Source organism: Streptomyces sp. Je 1-4 4N24, from assembly GCF_026239515.1.
GTDB classification, from domain to species: domain Bacteria; phylum Actinomycetota; class Actinomycetes; order Streptomycetales; family Streptomycetaceae; genus Streptomyces; species Streptomyces nigrescens.
On the sequence record NZ_CP110836.1, the window covers coordinates 6,185,935 to 6,203,710 of the forward strand.

Annotated in this window: 16 protein-coding genes; 12 read left to right on the top strand and 4 right to left on the bottom strand. The window is 72.4% G+C overall.

Annotated elements, in window-relative coordinates; genetic code table 11:
• Positions 1 to 10 precede the first annotated feature (10 nt).
• Both SLV14N_RS26930 and SLV14N_RS26935 read left to right on the top strand, forming a co-directional pair.
• A complete protein-coding gene (locus SLV14N_RS26930) occupies positions 11 to 1,099 on the top strand; it encodes a nitronate monooxygenase (RefSeq protein WP_208684305.1) in 1,089 nt (362 codons plus the stop codon).
• Positions 1,096 to 1,839 carry a 16S rRNA (uracil(1498)-N(3))-methyltransferase gene (locus SLV14N_RS26935; protein WP_208684307.1) on the top strand — a complete coding sequence of 248 codons (744 nt, stop codon included), beginning with the start codon at positions 1,096 to 1,098 and terminating at the stop codon, positions 1,837 to 1,839. The genes SLV14N_RS26930 and SLV14N_RS26935 overlap by 4 nt, the downstream gene beginning before the upstream one ends.
• 452 nt (positions 1,840 to 2,291) lie before the next feature.
• Here SLV14N_RS26935 and SLV14N_RS26940 read toward each other — a convergent pair whose 3' ends face one another.
• Positions 2,292 to 4,793, bottom strand: a complete 2,502-nt coding sequence (locus SLV14N_RS26940) for a hypothetical protein (protein ID WP_263271442.1) — start codon at positions 4,791 to 4,793, stop codon at positions 2,292 to 2,294.
• Positions 4,794 to 4,975: 182 nt separating this feature from the next.
• A complete protein-coding gene (locus SLV14N_RS26945; protein ID WP_018088206.1) occupies positions 4,976 to 5,404 on the bottom strand; it encodes an OsmC family protein in 429 nt (142 codons plus the stop codon).
• Between the two features lie 258 nt (positions 5,405 to 5,662).
• Between SLV14N_RS26945 and SLV14N_RS26950 the strand changes: the two genes are divergently transcribed.
• Both SLV14N_RS26950 and SLV14N_RS26955 read left to right on the top strand, forming a co-directional pair.
• Positions 5,663 to 6,022 (top strand): histidine triad nucleotide-binding protein, encoded by a 360-nt coding sequence (locus tag SLV14N_RS26950; protein ID WP_018088205.1) that lies wholly within the window; start codon positions 5,663 to 5,665, stop codon positions 6,020 to 6,022.
• 6 nt (positions 6,023 to 6,028) lie between these two features.
• A complete protein-coding gene (locus SLV14N_RS26955) occupies positions 6,029 to 6,934 on the top strand; it encodes a ribonuclease Z (protein ID WP_208684310.1) in 906 nt (301 codons plus the stop codon).
• A gap of 110 nt (positions 6,935 to 7,044) precedes the next feature.
• On the opposite strand, the gene SLV14N_RS26960 is transcribed toward SLV14N_RS26955, so the two are convergent.
• Entirely contained in the window at positions 7,045 to 7,860 is an 816-nt protein-coding gene (locus tag SLV14N_RS26960; RefSeq protein WP_263271446.1) for an HAD family acid phosphatase, read from the bottom strand.
• Between the two features lie 220 nt (positions 7,861 to 8,080).
• Between SLV14N_RS26960 and SLV14N_RS26965 the strand changes: the two genes are divergently transcribed.
• The 4 genes from SLV14N_RS26965 (at position 8,081) to SLV14N_RS26980 (ending at position 11,664) form a co-directional block, all read left to right on the top strand.
• On the top strand, positions 8,081 to 9,421 hold the full coding sequence (locus tag SLV14N_RS26965; RefSeq protein WP_263271448.1) for a glucarate dehydratase family protein: 1,341 nt from the start codon (positions 8,081 to 8,083) through the stop codon (positions 9,419 to 9,421).
• Positions 9,422 to 9,484: 63 nt separating this feature from the next.
• Positions 9,485 to 9,928, top strand: coding sequence for a hypothetical protein (locus SLV14N_RS26970; RefSeq protein WP_263271449.1), 444 nt, complete (start codon positions 9,485 to 9,487; stop codon positions 9,926 to 9,928).
• Positions 9,929 to 9,949: 21 nt separating this feature from the next.
• Positions 9,950 to 11,035 (top strand): S-(hydroxymethyl)mycothiol dehydrogenase, encoded by a 1,086-nt coding sequence (locus tag SLV14N_RS26975; RefSeq protein WP_208684316.1) that lies wholly within the window; start codon positions 9,950 to 9,952, stop codon positions 11,033 to 11,035.
• Positions 11,035 to 11,664 (top strand): MBL fold metallo-hydrolase, encoded by a 630-nt coding sequence (locus SLV14N_RS26980; RefSeq protein WP_208684318.1) that lies wholly within the window; start codon positions 11,035 to 11,037, stop codon positions 11,662 to 11,664. The genes SLV14N_RS26975 and SLV14N_RS26980 overlap by 1 nt, the downstream gene beginning before the upstream one ends.
• Before the next feature lie 237 nt (positions 11,665 to 11,901).
• Here SLV14N_RS26980 and SLV14N_RS26985 read toward each other — a convergent pair whose 3' ends face one another.
• Positions 11,902 to 13,242, bottom strand: a complete 1,341-nt coding sequence (locus SLV14N_RS26985) for a 6-phospho-beta-glucosidase (RefSeq protein ID WP_263271450.1) — start codon at positions 13,240 to 13,242, stop codon at positions 11,902 to 11,904.
• A gap of 66 nt (positions 13,243 to 13,308) precedes the next feature.
• Between SLV14N_RS26985 and SLV14N_RS26990 the strand changes: the two genes are divergently transcribed.
• From SLV14N_RS26990 to SLV14N_RS27005, 4 genes are all read left to right on the top strand, one after another.
• The gene (locus SLV14N_RS26990) at positions 13,309 to 14,454 is read left to right on the top strand and encodes a carbohydrate kinase family protein (RefSeq protein WP_263271451.1); all 1,146 of its coding nucleotides are present in this window, start codon (positions 13,309 to 13,311) and stop codon (positions 14,452 to 14,454) included.
• Positions 14,455 to 14,655: 201 nt separating this feature from the next.
• Positions 14,656 to 15,660: a PhoH family protein gene (locus SLV14N_RS26995; RefSeq protein WP_208684323.1), complete on the top strand. Its 1,005-nt coding sequence runs from the start codon at positions 14,656 to 14,658 to the stop codon at positions 15,658 to 15,660.
• A gap of 95 nt (positions 15,661 to 15,755) precedes the next feature.
• On the top strand, positions 15,756 to 16,253 hold the full coding sequence (gene ybeY, locus SLV14N_RS27000) for an rRNA maturation RNase YbeY (RefSeq protein ID WP_018088195.1): 498 nt from the start codon (positions 15,756 to 15,758) through the stop codon (positions 16,251 to 16,253).
• Positions 16,254 to 16,264: 11 nt separating this feature from the next.
• On the top strand, positions 16,265 to 17,608 hold the full coding sequence (locus tag SLV14N_RS27005) for a hemolysin family protein (RefSeq protein ID WP_263271452.1): 1,344 nt from the start codon (positions 16,265 to 16,267) through the stop codon (positions 17,606 to 17,608).
• Positions 17,609 to 17,776 lie beyond the last annotated feature (168 nt).

The window sequence follows — 17,776 nt, forward strand, 5'->3', positions numbered from 1 at the left end:
CGATGTGCTCATGCCCACTGCACTGACCGATCTCTGCCGCTACCCGATCGTGCAGGCCCCGATGGCGGGAGGCGGCTCCGGACCCGAGCTGGCCGCCGCCGTCTGCGGCGCCGGCGGTCTCGGCTTCCTCGCCGCCGGCTACAAAACCGCCGACGGCATGTACCAGGAGATCAAACAGCTGCGGTCGCTGACCGACCGGCCCTTCGGCGTCAACCTCTTCATGCCGCAGCCCTCCCTGGCCGACGGCTCCGTCGTCGAGGTCTACCGCGAACAGCTCGCCGGCGAGGTCACCTGGTACGAGACCGATCTCGGTGACACCGACGGGCCCATCGACGACGGCTACGAGGCCAAGCTCGCGATACTGCGCGAGGACCCGGTGCCGGTGGTGTCCTTCACCTTCGGCTGCCCCTCGCGCGCCGTCCTGGACGCGTTCGCCAAGGTCGGTACGTACACCGTCGTCACGGTCACCACCGCTGCCGAGGCGCAGGCCGCGCAGTGGTCGGGTGCGGACGCGGTGTGTGTGCAGGGCGTGGAGGCCGGCGGCCACCAGGGCACCCACCGGGACGATCCGCATGCGGACGGGACCGGCGCGGGGCTGGGGCTGCTGGCGGCGCTCGGCCAGGTCCGGGAGGCCGTGCAGATTCCGATGATCGCCGCGGGCGGGCTGATGCGCGGGGCGCAGATCGCGGCGGTGCTGGCCGCCGGAGCGAGCATGGCGCAGCTGGGCACCGCCTTCCTCGCCACCCCCGAGTCGGGCGCCAACCCGCTGCACAAGCAGGCCCTGACCAACCCCCTGTTCACGCATACGGAGTTGACCCGGGCGTTCTCCGGGCGGCCGGCCCGCGGGCTGGTCAACCGCTTCATGCGCGAGCACGGCCCGTACGCACCGGCCGCCTACCCGGCCGTCCACTACCTCACCTCCACCGTGCGCAAGGCCGCGGCCAAGGCGGGCGACGCCCAGGGCATGAACCTGTGGGCGGGGCAGGGGCACCGGCTGGCGCGGGAGCTGCCCGCCCGGCAGCTGGTGGAGGTGCTGGCGGCCGAACTGGACGCGGCACGCGCCACGTTGAACTTTCCCGCCACCGGCAGTGCCTCATGACCGCGCCGGTCTTCCTCGTCGAGTCCCTCGCGGGTGCACGGGCCGGCGGCACGCTGACCCTGGACGGTCCCGAGGGCCGGCACGCGGTCTCGGTGCGCCGGCTGCGGGCCGGCGAGGAGGTCGTGCTGACGGACGGGCACGGCACCGGCGCGTACGGCACGGTCACCGCCGTCGAGGGCAAGGACAGGCTCACCGTCGCGGTCGCCGAGCTGCGCACCGAGGACCCGCCCCGCCCCACGATCACCGTCGTCCAGGCACTCCCCAAGGGGGACCGCGGTGAGCTGGCCGTCGAGACGATGACCGAGACCGGGGTGGACGCCATCGTGCCCTGGCCCGCGGCGCGTTGCGTCACCCAGTGGAAGGGTGAGCGGGCCGCCAAGGCGCTGGGCAAATGGCGCGCCACCGCCCGCGAGGCGGGCAAGCAGTCGCGCCGGCTGACCTTCCCCGAGGTCGCGGACCCGCTGACGACCAAGCAGGTGGCCGCGCTGCTCGCCGACGCCGACTTCGCGGCCGTCCTCCACGAGGAGGGCAGCACGCCGCTCGCAACGGCCGAACTCCCCGCCGAGGGACGGATCGTGCTGGTCGTCGGCCCGGAAGGCGGTGTCTCCCCGGAGGAGCTCACCACCTTCGCCGAGGCCGGCGCCAAGCCGTACCGCCTGGGGACGACCGTCCTGCGCACCTCCACGGCAGGCACCGCGGCCACCGCGCTGCTGCTGGGGCGGACGGGGCGGTGGAGCTGAGGCTTTGCCTCGGGCCCACGTTTTTGTCTGACCCGCCGTGGGTGTTGCTCGCCGTTTGTGGCCCGCTGCGCGGTGCCCCCGCCGTGCGTTGCGCTTTGCCTTCGGCCCACGTTGTCGGCCGTCCCGCCGTGGGTGTTGCTCGCCGTTGCGCCTGGCGGCGGGCCGGTCCGCTGCGCTTTGCCTTCGGCCCCGCCCCACGTTTCGGCTGGCCCGCCGTGGCGGTTGTTCGCCGTTGCGCCTGGCGGCGGGCGGGGGCCGCTGCGCGGGGCTGTCGGGGTGCGGTGACGGGCCTCCGCGGGTGGGGTGCCGGACTGCTGCGCTTTACGTCCGGCACCCCACCCGCTCCGGCCCGTCCCCTCCCGTTGGGGGAGGGGGAAAGGCCGGTGGGGCTTTACCTAGGTGGTCCGGTGCGCCTTGCCGGTGGCGGAGAAACGGGCTGCTGCTCCCGGCGCTCAGGCCGGGGGGCGCACGATCGCGGCCGCCGTCGCGAACAGCTCCGTGAGGGTGCCGGCGAAGGTCGGCAGCAGCTGGAGACAGACGGCCCAGGCCTCGGGGTCGCTGCCCAGATGTTCCGCGGTCAGCGCGGTCGCCCGGGTCCGCAGCTCCTGCCGGTCCACCTGCCGGACCGCCCGCTGGTTTGCCTGCCGGTCCGAGGAGTTGAGCAGGCGGAGGAGGTGGGACAGGCCCTGGCGCGCGGGGGCGGCATGGGTCAGGAGGTCCTCCGGGGTGAGCGTGCCGCGCCGGAGGGCGAGCTGGGGCCACGAGAGGTTGGAGCGGCCGAGCTCCGGGGTGTTCGACAGCAGCGCCAGCAGCAGCTCGCGTGGGCAGTCCGCGAGCTCCGCGAGGTCCTTGGCCGTACTGGGGGCCAGCGTGCCGGAGCGGTGCGCCGCGATCAGCTCGGGCCAGGGGAGGGGTATGCCTTCGCCGGTGAGCTTGTGCGCCTGGTCACCGTCATAGCCCGGTGCCCTGTTGAGGAACGCCAGCAGCTTCGCCGGGTCCTCCTCCGCGGCCAGGCGGGCGCGCAGCCGGTCCAGCCCGTCGGGGACGTCGAGGAGCTTCTCGGTCTGCCGGCGGAGGGTGAGCGGGAGGCGGTCCATCGCCAGGATCTCGCGCACCGCGTCCGGGCCGCCGCGCTCCCACACGGCCACCAGCAGCCGCAGCCGGGCCGCCGGTATCCGGAGCTTCAGCCGCCCGACGATCGTGCGGGCCACGCCCAGGTCGCCGGAATTAAGGCCGGCGATGAGCCAGTGGCGGTGGTGGCTGAGGTGGGCCTCCCGCAGGACATGGAGCAGCTCCTCGGGGACGGCACGGGTACCGCCGCCGCGCAGCCGCCCGGCGAGCATCCGCTCCCGCTCCCGCTGGTCGATACCGCGGTGGAAGAACAGGTTGGCGTCCACCTGCGGTTCGTCGAGGTCGAGGAGGTACGCCAGCTTTTCGGGGGAGAGAGCCGTGGTGGCGGCCTGCGCGGCCTGTGCAGACACCCCGTGGGCGGCGACCACCGCGTCCCGGACGGCCGGCGCCGGATCGCCGTACACCAGGAGATGCTGCACGGCCCGCGGGTCGAAGTGCGGTACGACGGCGATCTGCGCCTCCTCGGAGGCGCACTGGAACAGGCTCAGGAACGCGGCCCGGGAGGCCTCGGGGGGAGTGGCGGGGAACACCGCCTCCAAAGGGCGCGGCCAGGTGGTGCTGCGCTTCTTGGCGGGGCCGGCCGAGGCGGCGTCGTCGATCAGCTCGGCGACGCCGCCCCGCGCCCGGCCCATCCGGGCGTAGCACGTCAGCCAGTTGACCGGGTCCGTGCCGAGCCGGTCGAGGAGTCCTGCGAGGGCCTTGCGGGTCGGCTCGTGGTCGTACGGCAGCGCGTTCAGCACCTCCGTCGCCGGGCCCACTTCCGCCAGCACGCGCTCCACCGGCAGCCGGCCCGTACGGATGCCGCGCCCCAGGACCTCGTCGAAGGGCACCTTGCCCGCCGCCGCCTCGGGCCCCACCAGCGCCTCGAAGGGCAGCTCGACGGCGGCCTGCGAGGTGCTCCAGGGGTCGGCGCGGAAGCACTCCATGACGAGGTCGTCAGGGCAGCCTTCCCACCGGGTGAGCTGCGACAGGCGGTTGCCGCTCTGCCGGCCGCGGCCGCTCGTCCAACCCGTCTCGAAGGGCAGGCGGGCGTGCTCGCGCCGAACGAGTTCCCAGTCGAGGGCGGCGGGCTTCGCGACCGCGCCGGCGCCGTCACGGACCATCAGCAGGGCCCGCAGCGCGGCGGGGTCCGTCCATTCCCCGGCCGGGCGCCGCTCCCGCAGGAACGCCTCCGGGTCGGCGTCGGCCGCGGCCGCCCGCATCACCTCCAGCAGCTCCGGGCGTCCGAGGTCGAAGTCCGGGGCCCGCTCGACCCCGTCGGCGAACGCCAGCAGCCCTTCACCGCCGGCGAGTTGGACCAGGGCGACACAGGCGTCGAGGGCGGCCGGCAGCGGGAGGAACGGGGCCAGCCGGACCAGGGCGAAGGAGAGCAGCTGAGGGAACGGGCCGGCCAGGGCGGGAAGGAGCTCGAAGCGGGAGGCCTCCTCCTGGAGCAGCGGGACGAGGCCGTCCTCGCCCTTCCAGCGCGGGTCCGTGGGGTCGGCGGCGCGCAGAATCGCCGGCAGCAGATCCGGCAGGTCCCTTGCGCGCCGGGTCTGTTGCGGGGAGGGGCGGTAGCGCGCCCTCCACAGCGCGCGGGCGATCACCGGATCGCCGGTCTCCGCCGCCCGCATCAGAAACGCCTCGGGACCGGCGTCCAGTGCGGCACGCAGCGCCGCGCCGCCCGGCCCGGTCACGGCCTCCACCATCTCCTCCGGCAGCCCGAACCGGTGGGACAGCGCGGCCAGCAGGTCCGGACGCAGCCGCTCGGCGAGCGCATCGGCGGTGTCCGGAGCGGCGAGCCGCAGCGCCAGGCGGAGCGCGGCGGGGGAGCTGTGGGTCACGGGCGGGAATCCCTTCGCGGGGCGGGCGTGCGGCGGTCCACGGAACGGCACCGGGCCGTTGCGCAGCACAAAGATCGTGGCACAGCCCACTGACAACGCGGCGGTGCGCCGGACGCGCCCGCAGGGCCCGCCCGGCGCACCGCCGTTCACGCGAAGAGGAACCGGCCGGGCCGGTCGTCCCGTCAGACCAGCTCCGCCGCCAGCGTGATGTTCTTGACGCCCGCCAGCGCCTGGCTCACCGGGCAGTTGGCCTTGGCGTCCTGGGCCGCGGCCTGGAAGTCCTCCTCGGACAGGCCGGGGACGCGGGCCTTGACGGTCAGCGCGATGGCGGTGATGCCCTCACCGGGCTGGAAGGTGACATCGGCCTGGGTGTCCAGGGCCTCGACGGTGTACCCCTTGCCCGCCAGGCCGTGCGAGAAGGCCATGGAGTAGCAGGAGGAGTGGGCCGCCGCGATGAGCTCCTCGGGGCTGGTGACGCCGTTGGGCTGCTCCGCGCGGGCGGGCCAGTTCACGTCGTACGTACCGACCTTGGAGGACTCCAGGGCGACGGTGCCCTTGCCCTCCAGGAGGTTGCCTTCCCAGTGGGTCTTGGCGGTGCGCGTGGTTGCCATGGTGCAGAACTCCCGGTTGTGGGCGAAAGCGGTCTGCGCGCCAGCTTAGTGATCCAGCGGGCCGTGCCGGTCCGGTCCGCGCCGTGCCGGTCCGCAGTTGGCCGGTGCGCCGCGCCGCGGGGCGGGCCGGCACGGCCCCGTCGGGAGCCGGACGGAGCCCGGCCGCCCCCGGTCGATGCAATCCCCCGTGGGCGTCGCCCGGTAGCATCCGAAGGCCGTACGCACCGGGTGTACGGCGGTGATCGGGAGGAGCCACCCGTGGCGGGAGAACCGCAGGCCGACTGCCTGTTCTGCAAGATCGTGGCGAGGGAGGTGCCGGCGACCATCGTCCGGGAGACGGAGACGACCGTCGCGTTCCGCGACATCAACCCCCAGGCGCCGACGCACGTCCTGATCATCCCCAAGGTGCACTACCAGGACGCCGCGGCCCTCGCCGCCGCCGAACCGCAGATCATCGCCGACATACTGCGTGAGTCCCGTGAGGTCGCCGCCGAGGAGAAGGTGGAAGACCGGGGCTACCGGGTCGTCTTCAACACCGGTGCGGGCGCGGGCCAGACCGTCTTCCACGCACACCTGCATGTGCTCGGCGGCCGCGGCCTCCAGTGGCCTCCCGGATAGCCGACCGTGTCCGTACGTGAACTGGTCGTCCTCGGCACCGCCAGTCAGGTCCCCACCCGCCACCGCAACCACAACGGCTATCTGCTGCGCTGGGACGGCCAGGGGCTGCTCTTCGACCCCGGTGAGGGCACCCAGCGGCAGATGCTGCGGGCCGGGGTCGCCGCCCATGACCTGAACCGGATCTGTGTCACGCACTTCCACGGTGACCACTCGCTGGGCCTGGCGGGGGTGATCCAGCGGATCAACCTGGACCGGGTGCCGCATCCGGTCACCGCCCACTACCCGGCCAGCGGCCAGCGCTTCTTCGACCGGCTGCGCTATGCCACCGCCTACCGCGAGACGGTCCGGCTGATCGAGCGGCCGGTCGCCGCCGACGGTGAGCTGGACCGCGCGGAGTCGTACGTCCTGGAGGCACGACGGCTCTGGCACCCCGTCGAGTCGTACGGCTACCGCCTCGTGGAGCCGGACAGCCGCCGGATGCTGCCGGACCGGCTGGCGGAGCACGGCATCGCCGGGCCGGACATCGGACGGCTCAAGCAGCTCGGCGAGCTGAACGGTGTCACCCTCGACGAGGTCAGCGAGCAGCGGCGGGGCCAGCGGTTCGCGTTCGTCATGGACACCCGGCTGTGCGAGGGCGTGCATGCGCTCGCGGAGGGGGTGGACATGCTGGTCATCGAGTCGACATTCCTGGACGAGGACGTCCAGCTCGCCGTGGACCACGGTCATCTGACCGCCGGGCAGGCCGCCGAAGTGGCCGTGCGGGCCGGGGTGCGGCATCTCGTGCTCACGCACTTCTCGCAGCGCTACGCCGATCCCACGGAGTTCGAGCGGCAGGCCCGCACGGCGGGGTACACCGGCGAACTGACCATCGCCCAGGACCTGTCGCGGGTGCCGTTGCCCAAACGGCGCTGACCGGCACGGCGCCGGCCGCTACGGCGCCGGACGTGGTGGCGGGCGCCGCCCGTCCGGTCCGGCCCTCGCGGACCGGACCGGGTCGGGCCGGATGGGCCGGCAGGCCTCGCCTACGGCAGGTAGTACATCGGGTTCGGCATCTTGAACGTCCGGTCCCCGGCGCCGCCCCGCAGATCGCTGTACTGGTCCCCGAAGTTGGCGACGATGTCGTAGCCGAGGGACTCTATGTGCTTGCGGGTGCCCGACTTGTACTCGATGGTCGTGCAGGTGGCGCCGCAGGGCAGGTAGGCGGGCGGGTGCTCCTTGTCCTTCAGGTAGACGTGCCGGCGGTCCAGGGGCACGCCGTAGCCGACGTTCTTGAGGTTGCGGGTGCTCCAGGCGCGCTGCGCCTCTTTGCGGCCGGTGAGGAAGAAGACCTCGGCGCCTTTGTCGTGCGCCCAGTTGACCAGCCGGTCCATGCCGAAGACCGGGTCCATGTCGGTGTGGGCCAGGTACTTGTCCTGGCTCTCCTCGGTGTAGTGGAAGCCGACCTGGAGCTCGTAGTTGTAGGTGAGCAGGGTCGTGTCGTCGATGTCGAGCACGATGGCCGGCTTGGACTGCTTGCCCGTCCGGCCGTGCCGCGCCAGGGCCTTGGACAGATATGTGCGGGCCTTGGCCTCGATGCCGCGGACCTGGTGTGCGTAGTTGCTGCGCGGGGAGGCGTAGTGCTCGCCGTCAGCCGTCACCGTGTCGCCGTAGTACGCCTTGATCTTGTCCTGCACCTGCGTGAGGTTGGGGATCTCCTTGTCGGTGCGCGGTACGGAGTGTTCGGCGGTGGCCTGGCCGATGCCGAAGACGGCGGTGCCGGCGACGAGGGTGGCGACCGTGGCGGCGCCGAGGCGGGCCCTCCGGGAGAGGGCGGGGCGGAAACGGGCGGGACGGGGCATGCGCGGCTCCTCCGGGAGTCATGAGCGGACCCAGTAGGTCTAACAGAGCCTCACATCGGTATCTACGCGCGCAGATTCAACCCTTGGTAAAAGCTCGCCGCGGTGCGGGGTGTTGACGGTCGCCGTGCGGGCTCCCTAACCTCCAACTCCATATGCAGACATCATCTACATATGGAAACAGCCCGTAGGGAAACAGCCCCGGCCTCGTAGGAGCTTCTGGATGACCGACGCCCGGCACGGCCTCACCATCACCGAGGTCCGGCTCACGCCCGTCCTGGTGGCCGATCCGCCGCTGCTGAACACGCAGGGTGTGCACCAGCCGTACACCCCCAGACTGATCATCGAGCTGATCACCGCGGGCGGCGTCACCGGGCTCGGCGAGACCTACGGGGACAGCAAGTACCTGGCGCCGGCCCAGCTGCTGGCGACGGCGCTGATCGGCCGGTCGGTCACGGATCTGAACGAACTGCCCGCGCTGGCCGCCGAGGTGTGCGGAGACCCGCCGGCCGCGACCGGCGCGGACGCCGTGGACGTCGGCGGGCTCCGCGGCGTCCAGACCGCCGGCAAACTGCGGCTCTCCGTCCTCTCCGGCTTCGAGGTCGCCTGCCTGGACGCCTGGGGCCGGACCGCCGGACTGCCCGTGCACGCCCTGCTCGGCGGCAAGGTCCGCGACCGGGTGGAGTGCAGCGCCTACCTCTTCTACCGCTGGGCCGGGCACCCGGGCGGCCGCGGTGAGCGCGACGACTGGCGCGCGGCGCTCGACCCCGCCGGTGTCGTCGCCCAGGCCCGCCGGTTCGCCGACACCTACGGCTTCACCTCCTTCAAGCTCAAGGGCGGCGTCTTCCCGCCCGACGAGGAGATCGCGGCGGTCCGGGCGCTGGCCGCCGAGTTCCCCGGCCGGCCGCTGCGCCTCGACCCCAACGGCGCCTGGAGCGTGAAGACTTCCTGCCGGGTCGCGGACGAGCTGGGCGACGTCCTGGAGTATCTGGAGGACCCGACGAGCGGCACGGCAGGGATGGCGGAGGTGGCCGCCGCGGTGCGCGGGGCGGGGCGTCGCCCCTCCGGACGGGCGGGCCTGCCGCTGGCCACGAACATGTGCGTGACGACCTTCGACGAGATCGCCGGGGCGTTCGCCCTGGACGCCGTACAGGTCGTGCTCGCCGACCACCACTACTGGGGCGGGCTGCGCGCCACCCGGGAACTCGCCGCCGTCTGCCGCACCTTCGGCGTCGGCCTGTCCATGCACTCCAACACCCACCTGGGCATCAGCCTCGCCGCGATGACCCAGGTCGCGGCCACCGTGCCGCACCTCGACCACGCCTGCGACAGCCACTACCCCTGGCAGACCGAGGACGTCCTCACCGAGCGGCTCCCCTTCCGCGACGGCCGGGTGGACGTCAGCGACACCCCCGGCCTCGGCGTCACCCTCGACCGTGACCGGCTCGCCGTGCTGCACCGCCGCTGGCTCGCCGACGACGGCGGTCTGCGCGACCGCGATGACGCCGCCGCCATGCGGCTCGCGGACCCCGGCTGGGTCACCCCCGCCCTTCCGCGCTGGTGACCCCGGCGGCCCGCCTCCTGCTCCCCAGCCCCCCAGGCCGGTCAGACGACAACGGAGTCGCATGTGAGCACCGCCCCGGACCGCCCCGGACCGCCCCGCCCCCCGGAGCCCCCGGACCCGCAGCTGCGGAGCGCCGTGCGGAAGATCTTCCGCCGCGTGGTCCCGCTGTGCTTCGTGATGTTCGTCGCCAACTACGTCGACCGCGTCAACATCGGCTTTGCCCAAGACCAGTTGCGCGCCGACGTCGGGATCTCCGCGGCCGCCTTCGGGATCCTCCAGGACGCCACCGGCTCGACCCGGGGCGGGCTGATCGGGCTGTCGGTGTGGGCGTCCTGGCGGCGCTCGGCGTGGCGCTGGTCCGCGGCGGCGGGCACCGCGAGCGGGACCGCGGCCGGCGGCCCCGGGCCGGAGATCACGGACCCGGCCGTGGTCCTGTGCGCGGTGGCCCGGCACGCGTACGGTGAGGCACGGCTCAGTGGCGGTGCGCCACAGTGGTCCCGTAAGTGATCTTTGAAAGGGGCTGTCCCGATGGCACAGGAAGTGCGCGGCGTGATTGCGCCGGGGAAGAACGAACCGGTCCGGCTGGAGACCATCCTGGTGCCGGACCCGGGTCCCGGCGAGGCCGTGGTGAAGATCCAGGCGTGCGGGGTGTGCCACACCGATCTGCACTACAAGCAGGGCGGCATCAACGACGACTTCCCGTTCCTGCTCGGGCACGAGGCGTCCGGCGTGGTGGAGTCGGTCGGCTCCGGTGTCACCGATGTGGCGCCCGGCGACTTCGTCGTCCTCAACTGGCGGGCGGTGTGCGGCCAGTGCCGGGCATGTCTGCGCGGGCGCCCCCAGTACTGCTTCGACACCCACAACGCCCGGCAGAAGATGACGCTGAAGGACGGCACTGAGCTGAGCCCGGCGCTGGGCATCGGCGCCTTCGCCGACAAGACGCTGGTCGCCGCCGGACAGTGCACCAAGGTCAGCCCGGAGATCGCGCCCGCGGCGGCCGGCCTGCTGGGCTGCGGGGTGATGGCGGGCATCGGCGCCGCCCTCAACACCGGCGGTGTCGCACGGGGCGACTCGGTCGCGGTCATCGGCTGCGGCGGCGTCGGCGGCGCGGCCGTGATGGGAGCCCGGCTGGCCGGCGCGGCCAAGATCATTGCGGTGGACATCGACGACCGCAAACTGGAGACCGCGCGCTCCATGGGCGCCACCCATACGGTCAACTCCCGCTCCACCGACCCCGTCGAGGCGGTCCGCGAACTGACCGGCGGTTTCGGGGCGGATGTCGTCATCGACGCGGTCGGCCGCCCGGAGACCTACCGGCAGGCGTTCTACGCCCGCGACCTGGCCGGGACCGTCGTCCTGGTGGGCGTCCCCACCCCGGACATGACCCTGGAACTCCCCCTCCTGGACGTCTTCGGCCGCGGCGGCGCCCTCAAGTCCTCCTGGTACGGCGACTGTCTGCCCTCCCGCGACTTCCCGATGCTGGTCGATCTGCATCTGCAGGGCCGGATCGACCTGGGGGCGTTCGTCACCGAGACCATCGGCATCGACGACGTGGAGCAGGCCTTCGAGCGGATGCACGCGGGCGACGTGCTGCGTTCGGTGGTGATGCTCTGATGGCGGTCCGCATCGACCACCTGGTCACGTCCGGCACCTTCTCCCTCGACGGCGGCACCTGGGACGTCGACAACAACGTCTGGATCGTCGGTGACGACGACGAGGCGATCGTCATCGACGCCGCCCATGACGCCGACGCCATCCTCGCGGCCCTCGGCGGCCGGACGCTGCGCGCGATCATCTGCACCCATGGGCACAACGACCACATCGACGCGGCCCCGGCGCTGGCCTCCCGCACCGGCGCCCGTATCCATCTGCACCCCGCCGACCTGCCGTTGTGGAAGATGACCCACCCGGGCACCCCACCGGACGCGGAGCTGGCGGACGGTCAGGTGCTGACCATCGCCGGTACGGACCTGACCGTGCTGCACACCCCGGGGCACGCCCCCGGCGCGGTCTGCCTCCACGCGCCCGAGCTGCGCACCGTCTTCACTGGCGACACCCTCTTCCAGGGCGGCCCCGGCGCCACCGGCCGGTCCTTCTCGGACTTCCCGACGATCGTCGCCTCGATCCGGGACCGGCTGCTGACCCTGCCGCCGGAGACGGAGGTCCGCACCGGACACGGTGATCCGACGACGATCGGGACGGAGGCCCCGCACCTGGAGGAGTGGATCAAGCGCGGGCACTAGGTGTGTTGTCCGGAGAGGTTGGTGACGCGGCTGGCTGGGGTGCGGCCACTGGGGCAAGCGCGGGCACTACGCAAGCGCGGCCACCAGGGCGGTGCGGCCACTAAGGCGCGGTCGCACACATCCCGTAGGGGTTGCAGGCGCCCCCTGCGGGGCCACAACGCGGCGGGGGCGGAGGGTATTTCCGTGACAGCACGCCCCCGTGACAGCACGCCCCGGTGACAGCACGCCCCCATAACCTCACGCCTCCTTGGCCGCCCGTTCCAGAATGCGGGCGGCCACCGCGGGGGAGTCCACCAGCGGATGGAGCGCCAGCGCCCGTAGCGCGGCGCCCCGGTCCTTGAACACCGCGGCCTCCACGGTCGCCCGCTCCACCGCCTTGACCTGCAACATCAGGCCCAGCTGGTCCTCCCGCAGCGGCGCACAGGGCAGCGGCCTGGCGCCCTGCGCGCTCACCTCGCACACCGTCTCCACGATCGCGTCCGGCGCCAGCTGCGGCACCGTCGTCCCGTTGCGGACATTGAGGATCAGCCGGCTGCCGCTGTTGCCCAGGATGGCGTGCATCAACGCCAGCGCCACCCGGTCGTAGCCGCCGCCCTCCAGATCGTGGCTGTCGCGCTGCCAGCCGCCACTGGCCTCCCGGCTGTGCGCCATATACGTCTCCTCGCGCTCCAGCCGGGCCCGCTCCCACAGCGCATACACCGCGTCCGGGCCGCCGGCCGCCGCTGCCCGCGTGAAGAAGCTGCCCTGCTGCTGGTCGAGGAATTCGCCGCGGGTCTCCCGGGTGTCCCGTACGGAGTCGAGGGTTTCGCGGCGGAAGTAGTAGTAGTGCAGATACTCGTTCGGCAGCGCGCCCAGGGTCCGCAGCCAGTCCCCGCCGAACAGCCGGCCCTCCTCGAAGGACCCCAGCGCGGCGTCGTCGGCGAGCAGCCCCGGCAGCAGCTCGGTGCCGTCCAGCGTCAACGACCGCAGCCAGCCGAGGTGGTTGAGCCCCACATAGTCGTATCCGGCCCGGTCCGGGTCCCCGACGGCCGCCGGGTCCGCACCGGCAGCCCGCGCCGCCCGGCGCACCAGCCCCACCGGCGAATCACAGATCCCGATGACGCGGTCGCCGAGTACCTGGGACATCGCCTCGGTGACCATGCCCGCGGGGTTGGTGAAGTTGATGACCCAGGCCCCCGGGGCGAGCGCCGCGGCCCGTTCGGCGATGTGCAGCGCCACCGGGATCGTCCGCAGGCCGTAGAGGACACCGCCCGCGCCGACCGTCTCCTGGCCGAGCACGCCCTGGGACAGCGGGATCCGTTCGTCGCGGATCCGGCCCGCAGTGCCGCCCACCCGGATCGCCGAGAAGACGAAGCCCGCGCCCTCCAGCGCGTCGTCCAGACCGTCCGCGACCCGTACGGGCACCGGCGCCGGATGCCCCTGGGCCAGCCGCGCCAGGACCTCGGCGATCACCGCCACCCGGCGCGGATCGGTGTCGTGCAGCACCACCTCGGAGACGGCGCGGCCCGGGTCGTCCAGCAGGGCGCGGTAGACCAGCGGCACCCGGAAACCGCCCCCGCCCAGAATCGTGAGCCTCATGGGGCGGAACGTACCGCAGCATCAGGCACACTGGCGGCACGTGCCGATACGAGAGGAGCGAGCACGGTGAGCAGCCGACGCGAAGACCCTCCGCCCGCCGGCCCGGCTGTGGTGCCGGCCGCCCTCGATCCGCTGGCCAGGGTGCGCGCCGACGGCGATCCGCCCACCGACGTCTACCTCACCGGCACGGTCTTCCTGGACATCATCTTCACCGGCCTGGATTCCGCACCGGTCCGCGGCACCGAGTCCTGGGCCCGCGGTATGGGCTCCAGTCCCGGCGGCGTCGCCAACATGGCCACCGCGCTGGCCCGGCTCGGGCTGCGCACCTCGCTGGCCGCGGCGTTCGGCGACGACCACTACGGGGAGTACTGCTGGGAGGCGCTCGCACAGGGCGAGGGCATCGACCTGGCGCTGTCGCGCACCGTCCCCGGCTGGCACTCCCCGGTCACCGTCTCCATGGCCTACGAGGGCGAGCGCACGATGGTCTCGCACGGCCACGAGGCGCCCCCGCCCGATTTCGCCTTCGACGGCAAGCACGCCCCCGGCTGCCCGCCGCCGTCCCGTGCCTGCATCGCCTCGCTGGTCCCGGGCCGGCGGGAGGGCTGGCTGGGCTGCGCGGCGGGCCGCGGCAGCCGCATCTTCGCGGACGTGGGCTGGGACGACAGCGGCCGCTGGGACCCGGCCGACCTCGCCGACCTGGAGCACTGCGAGGCCTTCCTGCCCAACGCGGAGGAGGCGATGCGCTACACCCGGACGGACTGCCCGCGCGCCGCGGCCCGCAAGCTCGCCGATCTGGTGCCGCTCGCGGTGGTCACGCTGGGTTCGGAGGGCGCCTACGCGGTGGACGGGCGGACCGGTGAGAGCGCTGAGGTGCCCGCGATCGCCGTGGAGGCCCTGGACCCGACTGGCGCCGGCGATGTCTTCGTCGCCGGATTCGTCACCGGCACCCTGGCCGACTGGCCGCTGGCCGACCGGCTCGCCTTCGCGGGGCTGTGCGCCGCGCTGTCCGTGCAGGAATTCGGCGGCTCGCTGTCGGCGCCGGGCTGGGCCGAGATCGCCGCCTGGTGGCAGCAGGTGCGGGCCTGTGAGGCGGGCGCACCGGGCGTGCTGCGCCGCCCGTACGCCTTTCTGGACGAGGTGCTCCCCGCGGCCTACCGGCCCGCCCCGCTGGCCCGCGCCGTCCCCACGATCGGCTTCCGCCGCCCGGCCTGAGCCGCCGCGGGGCCGGGCCCGGCGCCCCCGGCAGGCCCCGCCCCGGGGGCCGGGCGGCGCGTCCCCGGCGTTCCTGTCCCGGCAGGAAAAGCCCTCGGGCTCGTCAGTGCTCCGTCGTACTCTTGTATCCCAAGGAGTCGAGTGCAGGCAGGCACTTCTTATGAGCAAAGGATGGGGTTGAGCAGGCCACCGAGCCGCCCTATGACTCAGACACCCACGCAACCGCAGGCGCGCGCCCAGTTCACCGTCCCGGCCAAGCACCCGATGGTGACGGTCCTGGGATCCGGTGATTCCCTACTGCGCGTGATCGAGAAAGCCTTTCCGGCGACCGACATCCACGTCCGGGGCAACGAGGTCAGCGCTGTCGGTGACGCCCGGGAAGTGGCCCTCATCCAGCGCCTTTTCGACGAGATGATGCTGGTGCTCCGCACCGGACAACCGATGACGGAGGACGCAGTGGAACGGTCCATCGCCATGCTGCGCGCGGCGGAGGACGGCGAGGGCGCGGAGAGTGAGACACCCGCCGAGGTGCTCACCCAGAACATCCTCTCCAACCGTGGTCGTACGATCCGGCCCAAGACCCTCAACCAGAAGCGCTATGTCGACGCCATCGACAAGCACACCGTCGTGTTCGGCATCGGCCCGGCCGGCACCGGCAAGACCTACCTCGCGATGGCCAAGGCCGTGCAGGCACTGCAGGCCAAGCAGGTCAACCGCATCATCCTGACCCGCCCCGCCGTCGAGGCCGGTGAGCGGCTCGGCTTCCTGCCCGGCACGCTCTACGAGAAGATCGACCCCTATCTGCGCCCGCTCTACGACGCGCTGCACGACATGCTCGACCCCGACTCGATTCCGCGGCTGATGGCTGCCGGGACGATCGAGGTCGCCCCGCTGGCGTACATGCGCGGCCGGACGCTCAATGACGCGTTCATCATCCTCGACGAGGCGCAGAACACGAACCCCGAGCAGATGAAGATGTTCCTCACCCGCCTCGGATTCGACTCGAAGATCGTCATCACCGGCGATGTCACCCAGGTCGACCTCCCGGGCGGGACGAAGAGCGGTCTGCGCCAGGTCCGGGAGATCCTGGACGGCGTCGACGATGTGCATTTCTCCCTGCTCACCAGCCAGGACGTGGTCCGGCACAAGCTCGTCGGCCGTATCGTCGACGCCTACGAGAAGTACGACAGCCGCAACGGCTCGTGAGCCCCGCCCGGCCGGCCGCCCCGGCCGGCCGGGCGCACGACCCGCGGTCCCAGCAACCATCGGGCCGGGCCCGAGAAGCGAGAAGCAACGCCCCCATGTCCATCGACGTCAACAACGAGTCCGGCACGGAGATCGACGAGCAGGCCATCCTGGATGTCGCCCGCTACTCCGTCGCCCGGATGCGCATCCACCCGCTCTCCGAGCTGTCCGTGATCGTCGTGGACGCCGAGGCCATGGAGCAGCTCCACCTCCAGTGGATGGACCTGCCGGGACCGACCGATGTCATGTCCTTCCCGATGGACGAGCTGCGTCCGCCGGCCAAGGACGACGAGGAGCCCCCGCAGGGCCTCCTCGGTGACATCGTGCTCTGCCCCGAGGTCGCCAAGAAGCAGGGCGAGGAGGCGCCGACCGGGCACAGCATGGACGAGGAGCTGCAGCTGCTCACCGTCCACGGGGTGCTCCACCTCCTCGGCTACGACCACGAGGAGCCGGACGAGAAGGCCGAGATGTTCGGTCTGCAGGCGGCGATCATCGACGGCTGGCGCGCCGAGCGGGGTCTGACCGGCCCCTCTCCGGCCCCCACCGTGACCTGACGGGACAGCCGATGACCACCCAGCTGATCGCGGTCGCGGTCCTGCTCGTCGTGATCGCCTGGCTCGCCGCCTGCGCGGAGGCCGGCCTGGCCCGGACGACCAGCTTCCGGGCCGAGGAAGCCGTCCGCTCCGGCCGCCGCGGCAGCGCCAAGCTCGCCGCCGTCGCCGCCGACCCCACCCGCTATCTCAATGTCGCCCTGCTGGTGCGGGTCGGCTGCGAGATGGCCGCCGGGGTCCTGGTGACCTACGCCTGTCTGCGCTCCTTCGACGAGACCTGGGAGGCGCTGACCGTCGCCATCGCCGTGATGGTGCTGGTCTCCTATGTCGCTGTCGGGGTCTCCCCGCGGACGATCGGCCGTCAGCACCCGCTGAACACCGCCACCGCCGCGGCCTACGTCCTGCTGCCGCTGGCCCGGATCATGGGCCCCATCCCGCAGCTGCTGATCCTCCTCGGCAACGCCCTCACTCCCGGCAAGGGCTTCCGCAAGGGCCCGTTCGCCTCCGAGGCCGAGCTGCGTTCCCTGGTGGACCTCGCGGAGAAGGAGTCGCTGATCGAGGACGAGGAGCGCCGGATGGTGCACTCCGTCTTCCAGCTCGGCGACACCCTCGTCCGTGAGGTGATGGTGCCGCGCACGGATCTGGTCGCCGTCGAGCGGTTCAAGACCATCCGCCAAGCGCTGACGCTTGCCCTGCGCTCCGGCTTCTCCCGTATCCCGGTGACCGGCGAGAACGAGGACGACATCGTCGGCGTCGTCTACCTCAAGGACCTGGCCCGTAAGGTCCACATCAGCCGCGACGCCGAGACCGAGCTGGTCTCCACGGCCATGCGCCCCGCCGTTTTCGTGCCCGACACCAAGAATGCCGGTGATCTGCTGCGCGAAATGCAGCAGGACCGCAATCATGTCGCGGTGGTGATCGATGAATACGGCGGCACGGCCGGCATTGTCACGATCGAGGACATTCTGGAAGAGATCGTCGGCGAGATCACCGACGAATACGACCGGGAACTGCCGCCCGTCGAGGAACTCGGTGACGGCCGCTATCGCGTCACCTCCCGGCTGGACATCGGCGACCTCGGCGAGCTGTACGGCCTGGCCGAGCTGGACGACGAGGACGTCGAAACGGTCGGCGGACTGCTCGCCAAGCTCCTCGGCCGGGTCCCGATCGCCGGGGCCACCGCCGAGGTCGATCTCTCCGACGACGCCTCCGACCCGGCCCTGAAGGCGCTGCGGCTGACCGCGGAGTCCCCGGCCGGCCGCCGCAACAAGATCATTACGGTGCTGTGCGAGCCGGTGCGCCCGGCGGGCGCGAGCGCCGCCGAGGAGCCGTCCGCGGGCGGCCGCTCCGCCGGCTGAACATCCGGGGAATTCGGCGCGTAATTCCTGGTGAAGTCGGGAATATTTCCCGCTGTCGCGCTCCGGGCGGTTACTTATCTCCAGTGCAGCAGAAATGTTCTGCAAGCCATATCCGGGGGAGCTGGATTCCGCGGTGGGCGCCATGGAAGGATCTTCAAGCGGTCGCAA